Here is a 14,921-nt window from a genome sequence, read left to right as displayed (position 1 = left end):
ACGTAGCGCCTGCGACGATACGGAGTCAAGCGGGGAATGCGCGGAACAAAATTGAAGCGAAAAAGCTGGAACTTTTCCCGCCGATATTTTTTCAATTCACACTTTCTCCCGAACATATTCCCCTGCATCTCTGTTCCTCTGCCATGATAGAAGTCAAAGGATTGGTGAAAGACTACGGCGCCAAACGCGCGGTCGATAACATCAGCTTCAGCGTCAGACGCGGCGACATCCTCGGGTTTCTCGGGCCCAACGGCGCCGGGAAGTCCACCACGATGAAGATGATCACCGGCTTCATCACGCCGACCGGAGGCACCGCCATCGTGGGCGGCCACGATGTCCGCACGGCGCCGGTCGCCGTGAAGCGCGTCATCGGTTACCTGCCGGAAAGCGCGCCCGCGTATGGCGAGATGACGGTGGAGGAGTTTCTCCGCTTCATCGCCGAAGTGCGCGGATTCCGCACGGCCGGCGAACGCGCCGCCAAGGTCGGGCGCGCCATCATGCTGACGCATCTGGCGGGTGTCCGTCACCAGACCATCGAGACCCTTTCCAAGGGCTATCGCCAGCGCGTCGGTTTCGCCCAGGCGCTTTTGCACGATCCTTCCGTCCTCATCCTTGACGAGCCCACCGACGGCCTCGATCCCAACCAGAAAAACGAAGTGCGTGCCCTCATCAAATCCATGGCCGCCGAAAAGGCCGTGATCCTCTCGACCCACATCCTCGAGGAGGTCGAGGCCATCTGCACGCGCATCATCATCATTTCGCAGGGTCGCCTCGTCGTGGACGAGACGCCCGCGGCGTTTCGCGCCCGCCAGCCGGGCGCGCGGCTCGACGAGATTTTCCGCGCGCTCACCATCGGCGACGAGACGTGATGAACGTTCGATTTTGGATTCTCGATTACGGAGCCGCCGCTTCGTTTGGATCCCCCGGCGCGGGAGCGCCCAACTTGAATTTAAACTTTCAACTTAAACCGACGCCTCCGGCGTCCTTCATTCCTCACTCCCCATGATCCTACCAGTCTTCAAACGTGAATTCCTCGGCTACTTCCGCTCGCCGGTTGCCTATGTGTTTCTCGTCGTATTTCTCGTGGCCTCGGCCGGGCTCGCCTTTTTCCTCGGCAATTTCTTCAAGAACAACACGGCCTCGCTCGAAAGCTACTTCATGTTTCTGCCGTGGCTGTTTTTGTTTTTCGCGCCGGCGGCGGGCATGAGGCTTTGGGCCGAGGAAAAACGCAGCGGCACGGTCGAGCTGCTTTTCACGCTGCCCGTCACCACGCTTCAGGCCGTGCTCGGGAAATTCCTCGCCGCGTGGGCCTTCCTCTCGCTCGCGGTCGTGCTGAGCTTTCCGCTGGCGCTCACCGCCGGTTATCTCGGCGACCCCGATTGGGGCGCGATGATCGCCGGGTATGTCGGCGCGATCCTGATGGCGGGCGGCTACCTCGGGATCTGCTCCCTCACCTCCGCACTCACGCGCAACCAGGTCATCAGCTTCGTGCTCAGCGTGATCGTGTGCCTCGTGCTGGTGTTGCTCGGCTGGAGCGTGTTCAACGGCGCCCTCGGCGCGGCGCTGCCCGTGCAGGCGGTCGATTTCGTGGCCAATTGCGGCTTCATCCCGCATTTCGAGCCGTTCACCAAGGGCATCATCGATCCGCGCGACGTGGTCTATTTTCTCTCGTTCGCCGGCCTCACCCTTTTTCTCAATGTCATCGTCCTCGAACGCTAACCCCTCCCGCCGCCATCCCTTGTCTGCGCCATGAAAACCGGAAGCAAAATCACCGCCATCGTCCTCGTCCTTGTCGCGCTGGTCCTCGTCAATTATCTCGCCGCGCGCCTCCCGCTTCGCGTGGATGCCACCGCAGGCGGCATCTACACGCTTTCGCCGGGCACCAAGGCGCTCCTCGCGAAGATCGAGACTCCCGTGACGATTGATTTCTATTTCTCGCGCGATATATCCGGCCTGCCGACCTCCTACAAAAACTATGCCTCGCGCGTGCAGGAACTGCTCCGCCAGTATGTCCGCGCCTCCTCCGGAAAAATCACGCTGAATGTCATCACTCCGCAGCCGGATACGCCCGAGGAGGAACGCGCGGCCGCCGCGGGTCTCCAGGCCCAGACGATCTCCACGACCGGCGAAACGATCTATTTCGGCATCGTCGCCATCCAGGCCGACCAGGAAAAAAACATCCCCGCGCTCACGCCCCAGCGCGAGGCGTTCCTCGAATACGACATCTCCCAGCTCATCCACGGTGTGCAGGTGCTTGACCGGCCACGGCTCGGGCTCATCACCAGCCTTCCGCTCGCGGGCCAGCAACCCGACATGCAAATGATGATGATGCAACGCCAGCGCCCGCCTGCCCCGCAGTTTGTTTACACCGAGTGGAGCCGCTCCTGCGAAATCGTCCCGATCGAGCCCACGGCGCAGGAACTCCCCGCGGATCTCGCCGCCCTCGCCATCATTCATCCGCAAGGCGTCACCGAAAAACTCGAATACGCCATCGACCAGTTTGTCCTTTCCGGCCGCCCGGTTCTCGTGGCCGTCGATCCCTCCTCCGATGCCTCCCGCCGCGCGGGCGGCCAGCAGGCCATGATGATGGGCATGCCGCCGCAAAACCTCTCCAGCGACCTGCCACGTCTCCTCAAGGCATGGGGCGTCACCTACAACCCCGGCGAAGTCGTCGGCGACCTGAAACTCGCCACCCCGATCAACACCGGGCGCTCCGTCGAACGCTATCCCATCTGGCTCAGCCTCGCCGCGGAAAACCTGAACCGCGACGCCCAGCCCACCGCGCAACTCAACACGCTGCTCTTCGTCGAGCCCGGCGCGCTCGCCGTGGACACGGCGCAAACCGGCCTCGCCGCCACGCCGCTCATCGAAACCTCCGACCAGGCCGGCAACTTGTCCGCCGACTCCCTCATGATGCCGGATCCCGCCTCCATCGCCCGGCAGATCACGCCGGCCGGCAAAAAACTTCTCGCCCTCCAACTCACCGGCAAATTCAAAACCGCCTTCCCCGACGGCGCGCCCAAGGCGGCCTCCGCCGAAAACGACGGCGACAAGCCCGCCGAGGAAAACAAACCCGCCGGCGACGAGGCGAAACCCGGCGACGCGGCCAAACCCGCCGCGCCCGCGCTGAAGGAAGGCGCCTCCACGGTCATCGTCATCGCCGACACCGACTGGCTGCTCGACGACTTCGGCATCCGCCGCTTCAACTTCCTCGGCAGCGAGGCCGTCGAGCCGCTCAATGACAATCTCTCCTTCGCCAGCAACCTCGCAGACATCATCACCGGCTCCACCGATCTCGTCACCCTGCGTGGCAAGGCCAACACCGAGCGTCCCTTCACCGTCGTGCGCGACATGCAGGCCGATGCCCAGCAAAAATACCAGGCCAAGCTGGGCGAACTCGAAACCCGCCTGACCGAAGTCCAGACCAAGCTGGGCGAACTCATGGGCAAGACCTCCGAGGGCAACCGCCTCGTGGCCACGCCCGAGATGCAAAAGACCATCGAGGATTTCCAGAAGCAGGAAATCGAGATGCGCCGCGAGCGTCGCGAAATCCGCCGCTCGTTGCGCGAGGACATCGACGCGCTCGAATACAAGCTCGCCGCGCTCAATCTCTTCTCCATGCCGGCGATCATCCTGCTCGGCGCATTCCTTTTCCATCGCAGCCGGAGAAGATGAAAGAATGCGGAACTCGGAATGCGGATTGCGGAATAAAAAACACGAACCGCGCCGCATCCGAGCCCGCAATGCCGCCGCGCAACTCGCCCATCCCCGGTTTCCTCTTCATCCCGCCTCCGTCTCTCTCGCCCGCAATCAGCAATCCGCATTCCGCAATCCGAATTCCTCATTTCCATGAACCTCAAACCACTCCTCATCGCTGTCATCGTCCTGGCGCTCCTTTCCGGCATCACGTGGTTTGCCACCCGTCCGCCCGCTCCCGCAAACGCGGCTGACGACCGCACCGGCGAATCCGTCGTTCCCGCCGATCAGGTGGCCGTCGCCACCCGCGTCACCATCGCGGAAGGCGGGAAAACCGTCGAACTGGTCCGCGGCGACGACCAGGCATGGCGGGTCGCCAGTTATTACGACCTCCCCGCCGATTTCCCGAAACTCACCCGCCTCGTCTCCCAGCTCACCGAGGCGAAAATCGACCGCTTTGTCACCGCCGATCCGGAGCGGGCCAAACGCCTCGGTTTCGACGGCACGCAAATCGTTTTTCGAGGCGCCGATGCCGCCGCCGCGCCGCTCTTCTCGCTCGAACTCGGCCGCACCGCCGAGAGCGGCGGACGTTTCATCCGGCGCGCCGGGGAAACCCGGTCTTACCTCGCCAAACTCAGCCTCTGGCTCGACACCGAGTCCAAGAGCTGGGCCGACAGCGCGCTCGTCTCCATCAAGCCGGCCGACATCACCAAGGTTGAGTTCACCTTCCCCGATGCGCCCCCGCTCGCCCTTGCCCGCAAGGACAAGGACGCGCCCTTCGCTCCCGAGCCCGCCCGCGAGGGATGGAAACTGAAAACCTCCGCGCTCGACAGCCAGCTCGACACCCTCACCGCGCTTCGCTTCAAGGACACCGCCGCGCCGGACAACCCCGACGCCGCCGACGCCGGCAAGCACGCCCGCACCGTCACGCTGACGACTTTCGACAACCGCACGCTCGCCCTGACGATGGGCCGCCGCCCCGCCGTCTCCAAACCCGCCGCTCCTGAAACAACGGACACCGTCGCCGCCAGCGGCACTGCCGCCCCGACGGAACCCAAGACGGAGGAGATCCCCGCCGGTCCCGTGTATATCCAGATAGCGGATACGAAAACGGATTCCCCCGTCGCCGCGCTGATGCAAAAACGCGCCGTCGAAATCTACGACTATTCATTCACCGGCCTTCCGGCGTCGCCCGACGCCTTGCTGGAAAAAGAGGAGCCGGCAGCGAAGTAATATCCACCGGTCGCGGCCCGCCCCAAAAAAAGGAGCGCGGGCATGGCAGACTGTCGCTTCGCTCGAAACCTGCCCGCGGATGGCGAAGCCGCCAACCGCCGGATTGCCCGCGAGGGGTGTAACTCAAAGTTGAGTCACTCCCTCTTTCTTCTTTCCTCTTTATCTTTATCTTTCGTCAGGCACGGGCAGGGAGAAAGAGGAAAGATAAAGAATAAAGAGGAAAGATTCCGGCGGTGACATCACTTTGAGTTGCTCCCGCCCGCGAGGGACGCCGTCATCGGCGCTTGCGGCGGCGCGCCACCAGTGATTTGTTTTCCGGCATGTCGTTTTCGTTGCAGGACAAAAAAATCATCCTCGGCATCACCGGTTCCATCGCCGCCTACAAGGCCGCCGAGCTTGCCAGCCAGTTGCGCAAACGCGGCGCGGAGGTGTTTCCCGTGATGACCGCGGCGGCGCAGAAATTCATCACCCCGCTCACCCTGCAAACGCTCTCTCGCCAGCCCGTCGCGGCGGATTTGTGGGACGAGGGCAACGGCTGGCAACCGGGGCACATCGAGCTGGCCGACAAGGCCGACCTCATGCTCGTCGCACCCGCGACCGCCGACGTGATCGCGCAATTCGCGCACGGCCTCGCGCACGATTATCTGGGCTCGATGTATCTGGTCTGCCGCGCGCCCGTGCTCATCGCGCCGGCGATGAACGGCAAGATGTGGACGCACCCCGCGACGGTCGCGAACGTGGCGACGCTCCGGTCGCGCGGCGTCGATTTCATCGGCCCGGAGGAAGGCATGCTTGCCTGCGGCTACGAAGGCATCGGCCGCCTCTGGCCCGTCGAGGGCATCCTCGAACGCGTGGAAAAAGTCCTCGCGAAGTAAACGCCGCGCCTTCGGCAAGGATTCCGCGAAAGACAGCCTCCCTCTTTCTTCTTTCCTCTTTATCTTTCTCTTTCTTCCTCATTCACGCGGATTTCGCCAGCCGCAGGACTGGAAGAAAGAGAAAGATAAAGAGGAAAGAAGAAAGAAAACAATCCGGTCCGTCCGGCGTCGGCGCGCCGTTGTATCAGCGCGGCAAATACGTGCCGCAGGATTCGCGCACGACGAGGCGCGGCGTGGCCAGGAAGGCGCAGGGCGGGGCGAGCGGATTGGCCAGCCGGCGCAGCATCGCGTCGAAGGCCAGCGCGGCGATCTCGTCGCACGGCTGGTGAATCGTCGTCAGCGGCACCGCGACCAGCGTGGCGTATTTGGCGTCGTCGAACCCGGCCACGCGCAGGTCGCGCGGCACGCGCACACCGAGGCGCAGCAGTGTCTGCATGAGTTGCGCGGCGGTGCGGTCGTTGGCGCACACGCACGCATCCCAGCGCCGGCGGACGAGCGCGCGCCTGACCAGTGCCGCGTCGGCCGGATCGCCCTCGATGACGCCGTCGTCATCCCAGCCACCGACGCCCGCGCGCACCATCGCCTCACGCACGCCCGCGATGCGCGCCGCCACGGTGGGCGCGGAAAGCGGACGCGTGAAAAAAGCGATGCGCCGGCAGCCCAGCTTCAGCAAATGCGAGGCGAGCAGGCTGCCGGCGGCGATATTGTCCATGCTCGCGAGGTCGAGGGCGCCGCGCTGCGGAAACTCCGCCAGTTCGCGGTCAATCAGCACGACCGGGATGCCCGCCTGTTGCAGCAGCCCGGCGATGCGCTGGTTGACTTCGCGCCGGTTTGCCGAGAGTTCCAGCGGCGCGAAAAACACGCCGTCGAGCTTGCGCTTGATAAACTCGTCGCAGAGCCGCCCGGCGATTTCCGCCTCGGTCCCGGCCCGCCTCGCGCCCTTCCCGGCGGGCGGCGCGGTGACCGCCTTGGTGTTTTCCCAAATCATGCCGAAGTCGCGCGCGCGGGCGAGTCCGGCAAGCTGGGCGCAGATTTTTTCAAAAATCTCCGTCGTTTCCCATTGCGGGGTCAGCAGCCCGAGTTCGCGCCGGGCGGCGCCGCGCACCGGGTTTTCCACGACAAACGAGCCCATGCCCGCGCGACGCTCGATCAGCCCTTCGTTGACCAGTTCCTGCAACGCCCGCGCCGCCGTCGGACGCGACACGCCATGGCGCGCCACCAGCGCCGCCTCGCTGGGGAGGCGGCGCCCGCCGTTGTAGTCCCCCGCCATGATTTTGGCGCGCACCTGCGCGGCGATCAGGCGGTATTTGGGCTCGCCGGAATCGGCGGCGTTTTGGGGATCGGGCGTGGTCATGACATGTAATAAACCTGTCCTGTCAGGAATCTGACAGCCCGGTCAGGTTTGATATTGGCAGGTGCGCGCGCGAGCCAAATCTGTCGTGACAATGCGTTCCCCTTTTCCCATGACAACGCTCTGCCTCCCCTCCTCCTGCCAGCGACGGCGGCACAACCGCGCGCCCCTGTTGCGCGCCAGCGCCGCCGTCGGCGCGCTGCTTTTCGCCGGTGCCGTCGCCGCGGCCGCGCCCGCTCCGAGGGACATCCTCGCCGACGCCCTCGCCGTGTGGCACATGGACGCCCGCAACCTCCCCGCCGGTGTCGCCGGCAGTGCCTCGCCCGCCGTCGCCGGCAAGGTCGCCCTCGGCCGCGCCCTCGACACCGTCGCGCGCGACGCCTCGCTTGCACGCGGCGGCGACGGCCTCGCGGCGCGTTTCGACGGTGGCTTCCTCGACGCCGGCCCCGCCCTCCAGCCGCGCGGCGACCGTCTCACCCTGCTCATCCGCGTCAAGCCCGACACTGTCCGCCTGCCCAACGGCGAACTGTTTTGCAAGCGCAGCGGCCACGAGAAAACCACCTTCAACCTCTACTCGCTCAACGGCTCCGTCGGCTTTGAGTTTTGCACGGAAAACGCCCCACGCCTCGCCGCCAGCATCCGCGCGCCGGGCGACGCCCTCACCGCCGGTGCGTGGCACGACATCATCGCCCGCTACGACGGCGCCCGCGTCACCCTCTTCATCAACGGCCTGCCCGCCGCCAGCGCCACCGTCTCCGGACGCCTCCGCGAAAACACCGAACCGGTGCTCATCGGCAAAAACCTGCGCGGCGAAATTGACCATGCCGCCCTCTGGGACCGCGCCCTCTCCGACGAGGAAATCACCGCCCTCTCCGGCGGCGCCGCCGGTGTCACCGCGGCCGCCGCCTTGCCCGCGCGCCGCGCGAAAGTCGAGGCCGTCACCGGCAGGGACGGCCTCACCACCGCCGACCAGCTCCGCGCCGCCCGCGACCTCCGCGCCAAGCTCGCCGCCGACCCGCGCCGCCCGCGCTACCACCTCATGCCGCCCGACGGCTTCTGGAACGACATCAACGGCACCCTTTATTGGAAGGGCCGCTACCATGTTTTTTTCCTCGGACGGCAGGCGCCCGACGCCGCCACCGTGCTCGACGGGCGCGACACCGAGCGCCCTCGTGAAATCTGGCTGCACGCCTCCAGCGCCGACCTCGTCCACTGGATTCACCACCCGCCCGCCGTCGCGCCCGTTTTCGACGGCTCCATGCCGCGCGGCATCTACAGCGGCGACGCCGTCAACGACGCACCCGTGCCCACATTGATATATCACGTCCCAAACCTCGGCACCTGCATCGCCACCGCCGACAATCCCGACGACCCGGAATTGATAAAATGGACGCCTCACCCGCGCAACCCCGTCATCCCCGAGAAAACCGCGCCGCCCGAGGTGCGCGTCTTCGATCCCTCCGCGTGGCGCGAGGCCGACGGCACTTATTACGCGCTCATCGGCAATAAAAACCAAACTCCCGGTTACGAGGGCGACAGCAGCAGCCTTTATCGTTCGAGCGATTTGATAAACTGGGAGTATTGCGGCCCGTTTTATAAATCCGACCGCAAATGGACCGATGTCATCGAGGACGCCGCCTGCCCCGACTTTTTCCCCATCGGCAACGGCAGGCACATGCTGCTCATGCACGGCCACAATCCGTTGTTCATAGCGCATTATTACATAGGCGTCTGGGACAAAAAAGCCGAGCGATTCCTTCCCGAGCAACACGGACGCATGACCTGGCCCGGCGGGTCGCTCTGCGCGCCCGAGACATTGCTCGACGGCCAGGGGCGCCGCGTCTTCTGGGGCTGGGTGCGCGAGGTGTTCCGCACCTCCGACGCATGGGCCTCCGTCGCCTCGCTCCCGCGCATCCTCAGCCTCGCGCCCGACAACACCCTGCGCATCCGGCCCGCGCCCGAGTTGGAGACGCTGCGCCACAACGAGCGCGTGTTTGAAAACATCAACGTCTCCGGCGCGGTGCCGCTGGCCGGCGTCACCGGCGACACCCTCGAAATCCGCGCCGGCATCCGCCCCGGCGCGCATGGAAAATTCGGGATCGTCGTCCGGCAGTCGCTCGGCGGCGAGGAGCAACTTCCCATTTGGATAGACCTCGACGACCGCACGCTCTCCACCGACCTCGCCAAGGCGTCACTCGACCAGCGCGTCCGCTACCCGCGTGCGCGCGATATGGACAAGTTCCCCGAAAGCGAGCGCTACGTGACGCGTCAGGTCGCCCCGCTCGCCCTCGCTGCCGGCGAGCCGGTGGATTTGCGCGTGTTTATAGACAAGAGCATCGTCGAAATCTTCGTCAACGACCGCCAGTGCCTCACCCAGCGCATCTACCCGACCCGGCCCGACGCGACGGGCATCGCCCTCGTCGCCGAGGGCGCGCCCGTCATTGTGGAAAAGCTCCAGGTGTGGGACATGCACCCGACGCAATAAAATCATTCCCGTTCTCTTTTCTCCTTTTGTTTTTCGGACTACGTTTGGAGCGGGATGAGAGAACGAGAACGATAAAAACGCATTTTTCATCCCCATGTCCTCCCAAAACACGGCACCCAATTCATTCCTGTTGCGTTGTTCCCTCGTGGCCGCGCTCGGCGGCCTTTTGTTTGGTTTCGATACCGTCGTCATCTCCGGCGCGCAGTCCCAGCTCAAGGAATTGTTCGACCTGGACGGCTTCATGCAGGGCTTCATGACGGCGTCGGCGCTCATCGGCACGGTCATCGGCGCGCTTTTCGCCGGGAAACCCGGCGACCGGCTCGGCCGCAAGCGTTGCCTGCAATGGGCCGGCGTGCTGTTTTTTGTGTCCGCCGCCGGCTGCGCCGTGGCGTGGAATTTCTGGTCGCTGGTGGTGTTTCGCGTCATCGGCGGGCTCGGCATCGGCGGCTCCACGGTGATCTGCCCGATGTATCTGGCGGAAATCGCGCCTCCGCAATGGCGCGGGCGGCTGGGCGCGTTTTTCCAATTCAATATCGTGCTCGGCATCCTGCTGGCGTTTCTGTCGAATTATATCATCGGCCTGCTCGACTTCGGCGCGGCCGAATGGCGCTGGAAGCTTGGCGTGGAGGCCGCGCCCGCGCTGGCGTTCTGGCTGTTCTTGAAAGGCATCCCCGAGAGTCCGCGCTGGCTGGTCATGGCGGGCCGCCCCGGGGAGGCGGAAAATGTGTTTGTGCAAACCGGCGCGCCCGACGCGGCCGCGCAGATCGCGGCGGTCCAAGCCTCGCTGGAGGCGGAAGCGGGGCAAAGGCGGGTGTCCGTGCCGTTGTTCCAGCGCATTTACGCGCTGCCGGTTTTTCTTGCGGTCTCGGTGGCGATGTTCAACCAGCTCGACGGGATCAACGCGCTTCTGTATTATCTCAACCCGATCTTCGGCATGGCGGGTTTCGACAAGGTCTCCGGCGATTTGCAGTCGGTCGCCATCGGCGCGACCAATCTCGTCTTCACCATGCTGGGCATGGCGGTCATCGACCGGGTGGGGCGCAAGCCGCTCCTGCTCGCCGGCGCAGCCGGCACGGGCGTCTGCCTGCTGGGCGTGGCGTGGATTTTCACCATCAACCAATATCACGGTGCGCTGGTCTGGCTGCTCATCGGCTACATCGCCTGCCATGCGTTCAGCCAGGGCGCGGTGATCTGGGTTTATATAAGCGAGATTTTTCCGAACGCCGTCCGGGCGAAAGGCCAGACGCTGGGCAGCTCGACGCATTGGATCATGGCGGCGGCGATCTCCTGGCTGTTTCCGGTGTTCGCCAAAAATGCCGGGGAACCCGGCGCGGGCATCCCGTTTTATTTTTTCGCCGCCATGATGCTGCTGCAAATCATCGTCGTGCTGCGCTGGTTCCCGGAAACGAAAGGCGTGCCGCTGGAGGAAATGCAGGCGCGTCTGGCGGGCCGGCAAAACCAGCCGGTAAAATAAACGAACCATTATTTGGACAGAATGAACAAAATTTAAAAGAATGAACAAAATTAAAAAACCATTCTGTCCATTCCATTTCATTCCGTTCATTCTGTCAAAAAACAAGAGGCCACTAAACTGGCCACAGATTAACACAGATTGAAAAATAAATTATTAAATGTGGAAATCTATGCAATCTGTGAACAGTAAAACCGAACCATTGTTTTGAACAGAAGAGAACAAAGGAAACCAAGAAGACCATGATATAAAATATATCCTTTGTCCCCTTTTGTTCAAAAAATTGATCCTTCTAGAAACCGTTTGTCATGACAATTAAATCACCCATTCATGGGAAAAAACTTCTGGTTTTCGGCGAGCTGTTATGGGATATGCTGCCGGATGGCGCGAAGCCGGGCGGCGCATCCGCGAACGTGGCGGTGATGGCGCACTTGGTCGGCGCCGAGTGCCTGCTGGTCAGCGCGGTGGGCGATGACGGATTGGGGCGCGAAATGCTCGTCCGGCTGCGCGCGCGGGATTTCCCGGCGGATGGCATCCAGCAAATCGCGGGGAAGGCGACCGGCGGCGTGGACGTGACATTGTCCGGCGCGGGCATTCCGAGTTATCATATCCGCGAGGACGCGGCTTGGGACCATATAGCCGATGCGTCCCTGGCGCGCGCGGTCGCGGCGGAGGCGGGGGCGTTTTATTTTGGCTCGCTGGCGCAGCGCTCGGCGCGTTCCCGCGAAACCGTGCGCTCGCTGCTCGCACTGGCGCCGCGCGGGTGCCTGCGTTTTTTTGACGTGAATCTGCGACAGCCCTGGCCGTCGGTGGAAACCGTGCGCGAGTCGCTGGCGCGCACGGACGTGCTCAAGCTGAACAACGAGGAGCTTCCGCTCATGGCGAAGTGGCTGGGATTGCCCGGCGGCGACGAGGCCGGTTTCGCCGCCGCCATGGGCGAACGCTGGCCGGTGCGCGTGGTGTTGCTGACAAAAGGGCCGCGGGGCGCAGTGATTTACGAGGCGGGCATGGAGCCCGTCGAGGTGCCGGCCTCGCCCGCCGAAAAAATCGTGGACACGGTGGGCGCCGGGGATGCGTTTTCGGCCGGGTTTTTGTGCGGATGCCTGCGCGGATTGTCATATGCCGAGGCGGCGAAGCTCGGCAGCGATCTGGCCGCGCGTGTCTGTGGCAACGCCGGCGCATGGCTGCCGGCGGAATAAGGCCGTAATTGGATTGCCCGGCCAAAAGACAGGCCAAGCGTTGCCGGTGATGTAACCCATAGGTTGCATCGCATCGGCTGCAAGGCCGGGCTTGTTGTGAATTTCGGACACGAGGCGGCGGCCTCATTTGCGCGGCGGCGGCAGAAGAAGCTGCCAGCGGGCGGCTTTGTTTTCCGGAGTGTCGCCGAATTTTTCGTAGAGGGCGAGGAGCGACGCGTCGCTCTGGCGGGCGAGAAAGGCGCGGAGGAGCGGGGCGATGCGGTCGGTGTCGCCGGGCTTGAGATCTTTTTTCGGCCAGGTCCTGGCCGGGTCGATGTAGGGCGCGACGTAGGCGAGCGCGGCGCGGATGCCGCGTCCGTCCTTGGCGGCGTGGCTCCAGCCCTCGGGCCAGCCGGCGCGTTCGCCGAGTTGCGCGAGGGCGGCGAGGGCTTCGAGGTTGAAGAGGGAGTAGCCGAGCGAATTGGTGCGGGCGAGTTCGTGGGGCTGGCGTCCGTCAGCTTTGATCTGCGCGGCGACGCGGGCGGGGATCTGTTTCTTGATGCGCTTGAGCGCGGCTTCTTTTTTGCCCAGCGCGAGTTCGAGATGCGCGGCCTGCACGTCATACCAGGTGCCGTGGTTGTTTTCGGCGGCGGCCTCGTCGCGGCCGTTTTTGCTCGTGGTGAGCCACGCATAAAAGGTTTCGAGCCAGGCGCGCATCGCGGCCCGGTCGTCGGCGGTCCACGCGGGGCTGCCGTCGATGAGCGCGAGGCCGTCGGTGAGCGATGCGAGATGGCGCGATTCGAGAATGCCGGTGCCGCGCGAGGCGGCGCGGCCGGGGATGCCTTGCGCGTAGGTGAGGTTGGGGTTCATGCGCGTGGCGGGGTCAAGGAACCAGACGCGGGTGAGTTGCGCGGCTTTTTCGGCGCAGGCGGTTTTGCCGGTAAAGTAGTAGGCGAGGCCGAGGAGTTCGACGGTCTTGCAGGTGCGGGCGAACGCGGGCGCGTCGGTGCCGGTTTTGCTTTCGGGGTTCACCTCGCCGTCGCGGCGGATGTAGGGAAGCCCGCCGGGTTTCGCGGAATCCGGCCACCAATAGGGGCCGAGGCTGAAATAGTCGTGCGGGTCGCGGGAGTCGGCGATCTTGGTTTTGTCGAGGACCGAGGCGGGTTTGAGAGCGAGGGCTTTTTCGGCGTCGCGAAGGAGGCGATCGAAGGCGGGTTTGAGCGAGGTGTCGCCGGCGCGGATGCGCTCGCGCGCGGCGGCGAGGACGGCGGGATCGGCGCCTTGGATGTCGGGCAAGGGTGGGCTGGCATCGGCGGCGGCGATGCGCGCGGGCGCGAGGCACAGCGAGCAAAAGGCGAACGCGGCGAGGAGGAACGGGCGGGCAGGGGAACGCATGGTGGTGAATGAGGAAGTAAAACGTTGCACAAAACGGTGACGGTGTCGATTAAACCCGGCGGGTCACGACATAAAAGCGCAGGTTGCCAGGCGCGGGGTGTGGCGAAAATGTTGATGTCGCGCCGCGTGCTGTCGCGTTTCCTGCCGCGCCGCCACAAACGGGAGGCGGGCCGTGCCGACGGCGCCGTTATTTTTTGGCCCGGCGCAGCTTTGCGCGGGCGAGTTCGCGCATGTCCACGGCGATGTCGTCCCGCTCGAAAATCTCGCGGCCGAGGAGATGCTCGATCACATCCTCCATCGTCAGCACGCCGCTGGTTGAGCCGAATTCGTCCACGACGATCATCATCTGCTGGTGTGTCTTCAGAAAAACCTGGAGCGCGGCGGCGGCGGTGATGGTTTCGGGGATGAAATGCGCCTCCTGCATGTGCTTTTCCACTAGGTCGGCGTCGCGGTCGTTGGCCTTGGCCTTGAGCAGGTCGCGGCGGCGCGCGATGCCGGCGATGTCGTCGATGTTCCGGCCGTAAACGGGCATGCGTCCGAAGGGGAGGTTGGGAAACTCGCGGAACACGTCGGCGATGGTGGCTTTTTTCGGCAGGGCCGTGACGACCGTGCGCGGCGTCATGATCTCGTCCACCCGCACGTCGTCGAGCGAGAGCGCGTTGGCGATGAGGCTGGATTCGTTTGCGGTGAGGGTGCCTTGCTGCGCGCCGCGCCGGGCCAGAAGGATGATTTCCTGCCCCGAATTGGTGTGTTGCACGGGCTGGCGCACGACGAGGCGGACGATGAGGTTGCAGAGCCATGTCACCGGCCGGAGCGCGCGGCACATCAGGAACAACGGATAGGCAAACACCGGCTGGAGCCCGCGGCGATAGGCGACGCCGATGTTTTTGGGGATGACCTCGGAGAAAATCAGAATGGAGAGCGTCAGCGCGACCGAGACGACACCGAGGATGGCGTGGCCGAAGAGGTGCGCGGCGATGCCGCCGATGATGACGGAGCCGAGGGTGTTGGCGATGGTGTTGAGCGTGAGGATGGCCGAGATGGTCTCGTCGAGGCGCGCCTTCAATTTTTCCAGAATTTCCCCGCGCTGCCTTTTGGCCTGCTTGAGCGATTCGATTTCGGCCTCCGTGGTGCTGAGGATCATCGCCTCAAGCATCGAGCAGAAAAAGGAGCAGCCGAGCGTGAGGGCAATGGCGAGAATGAAGGCTATCATGATGGGGTGAGGTCGCTCATGGTG

At 64.3% G+C, this 14,921-nt stretch carries 11 protein-coding genes; 8 read left to right on the top strand and 3 right to left on the bottom strand.

What is annotated here, in order from left to right:
* The first annotated feature begins 143 nt into the window (after nucleotides 1-143).
* The 5 genes from OH491_RS05660 to OH491_RS05640 all read left to right on the top strand — a co-directional run bounded on the left by OH491_RS05660 (nucleotide 144) and on the right by OH491_RS05640 (nucleotide 5,804).
* Entirely contained in the window at nucleotides 144-869 is a 726-nt protein-coding gene (locus OH491_RS05660) for an ABC transporter ATP-binding protein (protein WP_068771926.1), read from the top strand.
* Between the two features lie 133 nt (nucleotides 870-1,002).
* Entirely contained in the window at nucleotides 1,003-1,719 is a 717-nt protein-coding gene (locus OH491_RS05655; RefSeq protein ID WP_068771927.1) for an ABC transporter permease subunit, read from the top strand.
* Between the two features lie 30 nt (nucleotides 1,720-1,749).
* Complete coding sequence (locus tag OH491_RS05650; RefSeq protein WP_068771928.1) at nucleotides 1,750-3,675, top strand: GldG family protein; 1,926 nt, start codon at nucleotides 1,750-1,752, stop codon at nucleotides 3,673-3,675.
* A 174-nt stretch (nucleotides 3,676-3,849) separates the two neighbouring features.
* Nucleotides 3,850-4,929: a DUF4340 domain-containing protein gene (locus OH491_RS05645; protein ID WP_342750906.1), complete on the top strand. Its 1,080-nt coding sequence runs from the start codon at nucleotides 3,850-3,852 to the stop codon at nucleotides 4,927-4,929.
* A 320-nt stretch (nucleotides 4,930-5,249) separates the two neighbouring features.
* The gene (locus tag OH491_RS05640) at nucleotides 5,250-5,804 is read left to right on the top strand and encodes a flavoprotein (protein ID WP_068771930.1); all 555 of its coding nucleotides are present in this window, start codon (nucleotides 5,250-5,252) and stop codon (nucleotides 5,802-5,804) included.
* A gap of 184 nt (nucleotides 5,805-5,988) precedes the next feature.
* Here OH491_RS05640 and OH491_RS05635 read toward each other — a convergent pair whose 3' ends face one another.
* Nucleotides 5,989-7,158 (bottom strand): GntR family transcriptional regulator, encoded by a 1,170-nt coding sequence (locus OH491_RS05635; RefSeq protein WP_068771931.1) that lies wholly within the window; start codon nucleotides 7,156-7,158, stop codon nucleotides 5,989-5,991.
* Between the two features lie 109 nt (nucleotides 7,159-7,267).
* Here OH491_RS05635 and OH491_RS05630 point away from each other — a divergent pair, with 109 nt between their 5' ends.
* The 3 genes from OH491_RS05630 to OH491_RS05620 all read left to right on the top strand — a co-directional run bounded on the left by OH491_RS05630 (nucleotide 7,268) and on the right by OH491_RS05620 (nucleotide 12,310).
* Nucleotides 7,268-9,640 (top strand): GH32 C-terminal domain-containing protein, encoded by a 2,373-nt coding sequence (locus OH491_RS05630; protein WP_068771932.1) that lies wholly within the window; start codon nucleotides 7,268-7,270, stop codon nucleotides 9,638-9,640.
* Between the two features lie 94 nt (nucleotides 9,641-9,734).
* A complete protein-coding gene (locus OH491_RS05625; RefSeq protein WP_068771933.1) occupies nucleotides 9,735-11,114 on the top strand; it encodes a sugar porter family MFS transporter in 1,380 nt (459 codons plus the stop codon).
* Nucleotides 11,115-11,419: 305 nt separating this feature from the next.
* Nucleotides 11,420-12,310 carry a carbohydrate kinase family protein gene (locus OH491_RS05620; protein ID WP_068771934.1) on the top strand — a complete coding sequence of 297 codons (891 nt, stop codon included), beginning with the start codon at nucleotides 11,420-11,422 and terminating at the stop codon, nucleotides 12,308-12,310.
* Nucleotides 12,311-12,433: 123 nt separating this feature from the next.
* Here the strand turns inward: OH491_RS05620 and OH491_RS05615 are convergent, their stop codons facing one another.
* The gene (locus tag OH491_RS05615) at nucleotides 12,434-13,684 is read right to left on the bottom strand and encodes an alginate lyase family protein (protein WP_084442468.1); all 1,251 of its coding nucleotides are present in this window, start codon (nucleotides 13,682-13,684) and stop codon (nucleotides 12,434-12,436) included.
* A gap of 187 nt (nucleotides 13,685-13,871) precedes the next feature.
* A complete protein-coding gene (locus OH491_RS05610) occupies nucleotides 13,872-14,897 on the bottom strand; it encodes a hemolysin family protein (protein WP_068771935.1) in 1,026 nt (341 codons plus the stop codon).
* Nucleotides 14,898-14,921 lie beyond the last annotated feature (24 nt).

It is taken from the genome of Termitidicoccus mucosus (assembly GCF_038725785.1).
GTDB lineage: Bacteria > Verrucomicrobiota > Verrucomicrobiia > Opitutales > Opitutaceae > Termitidicoccus > Termitidicoccus mucosus.
Note: the sequence above shows the minus strand (reverse complement) of the source record. Positions and strands in the feature narration are given on the sequence as shown.

What these genes read in the sequence shown, in the direction of transcription:
- OH491_RS05660 (WP_068771926.1), top strand. Translation starts at nt 144, where the DNA reads ATGATAGAAGTCAAAGGATTGGTGAAAGACTACGGCGCCAAACGCGCG.
- OH491_RS05655 (WP_068771927.1), top strand. Translation starts at nt 1,003, where the DNA reads ATGATCCTACCAGTCTTCAAACGTGAATTCCTCGGCTACTTCCGCTCG.
- OH491_RS05650 (WP_068771928.1), top strand. Translation starts at nt 1,750, where the DNA reads ATGAAAACCGGAAGCAAAATCACCGCCATCGTCCTCGTCCTTGTCGCG.
- OH491_RS05645 (WP_342750906.1), top strand. Translation starts at nt 3,850, where the DNA reads ATGAACCTCAAACCACTCCTCATCGCTGTCATCGTCCTGGCGCTCCTT.
- OH491_RS05640 (WP_068771930.1), top strand. Translation starts at nt 5,250, where the DNA reads ATGTCGTTTTCGTTGCAGGACAAAAAAATCATCCTCGGCATCACCGGT.
- OH491_RS05635 (WP_068771931.1), bottom strand. Translation starts at nt 7,158, where the DNA reads ATGACCACGCCCGATCCCCAAAACGCCGCCGATTCCGGCGAGCCCAAA.
- OH491_RS05630 (WP_068771932.1), top strand. Translation starts at nt 7,268, where the DNA reads ATGACAACGCTCTGCCTCCCCTCCTCCTGCCAGCGACGGCGGCACAAC.
- OH491_RS05625 (WP_068771933.1), top strand. Translation starts at nt 9,735, where the DNA reads ATGTCCTCCCAAAACACGGCACCCAATTCATTCCTGTTGCGTTGTTCC.
- OH491_RS05620 (WP_068771934.1), top strand. Translation starts at nt 11,420, where the DNA reads ATGACAATTAAATCACCCATTCATGGGAAAAAACTTCTGGTTTTCGGC.
- OH491_RS05615 (WP_084442468.1), bottom strand. Translation starts at nt 13,684, where the DNA reads ATGCGTTCCCCTGCCCGCCCGTTCCTCCTCGCCGCGTTCGCCTTTTGC.
- OH491_RS05610 (WP_068771935.1), bottom strand. Translation starts at nt 14,897, where the DNA reads ATGATAGCCTTCATTCTCGCCATTGCCCTCACGCTCGGCTGCTCCTTT.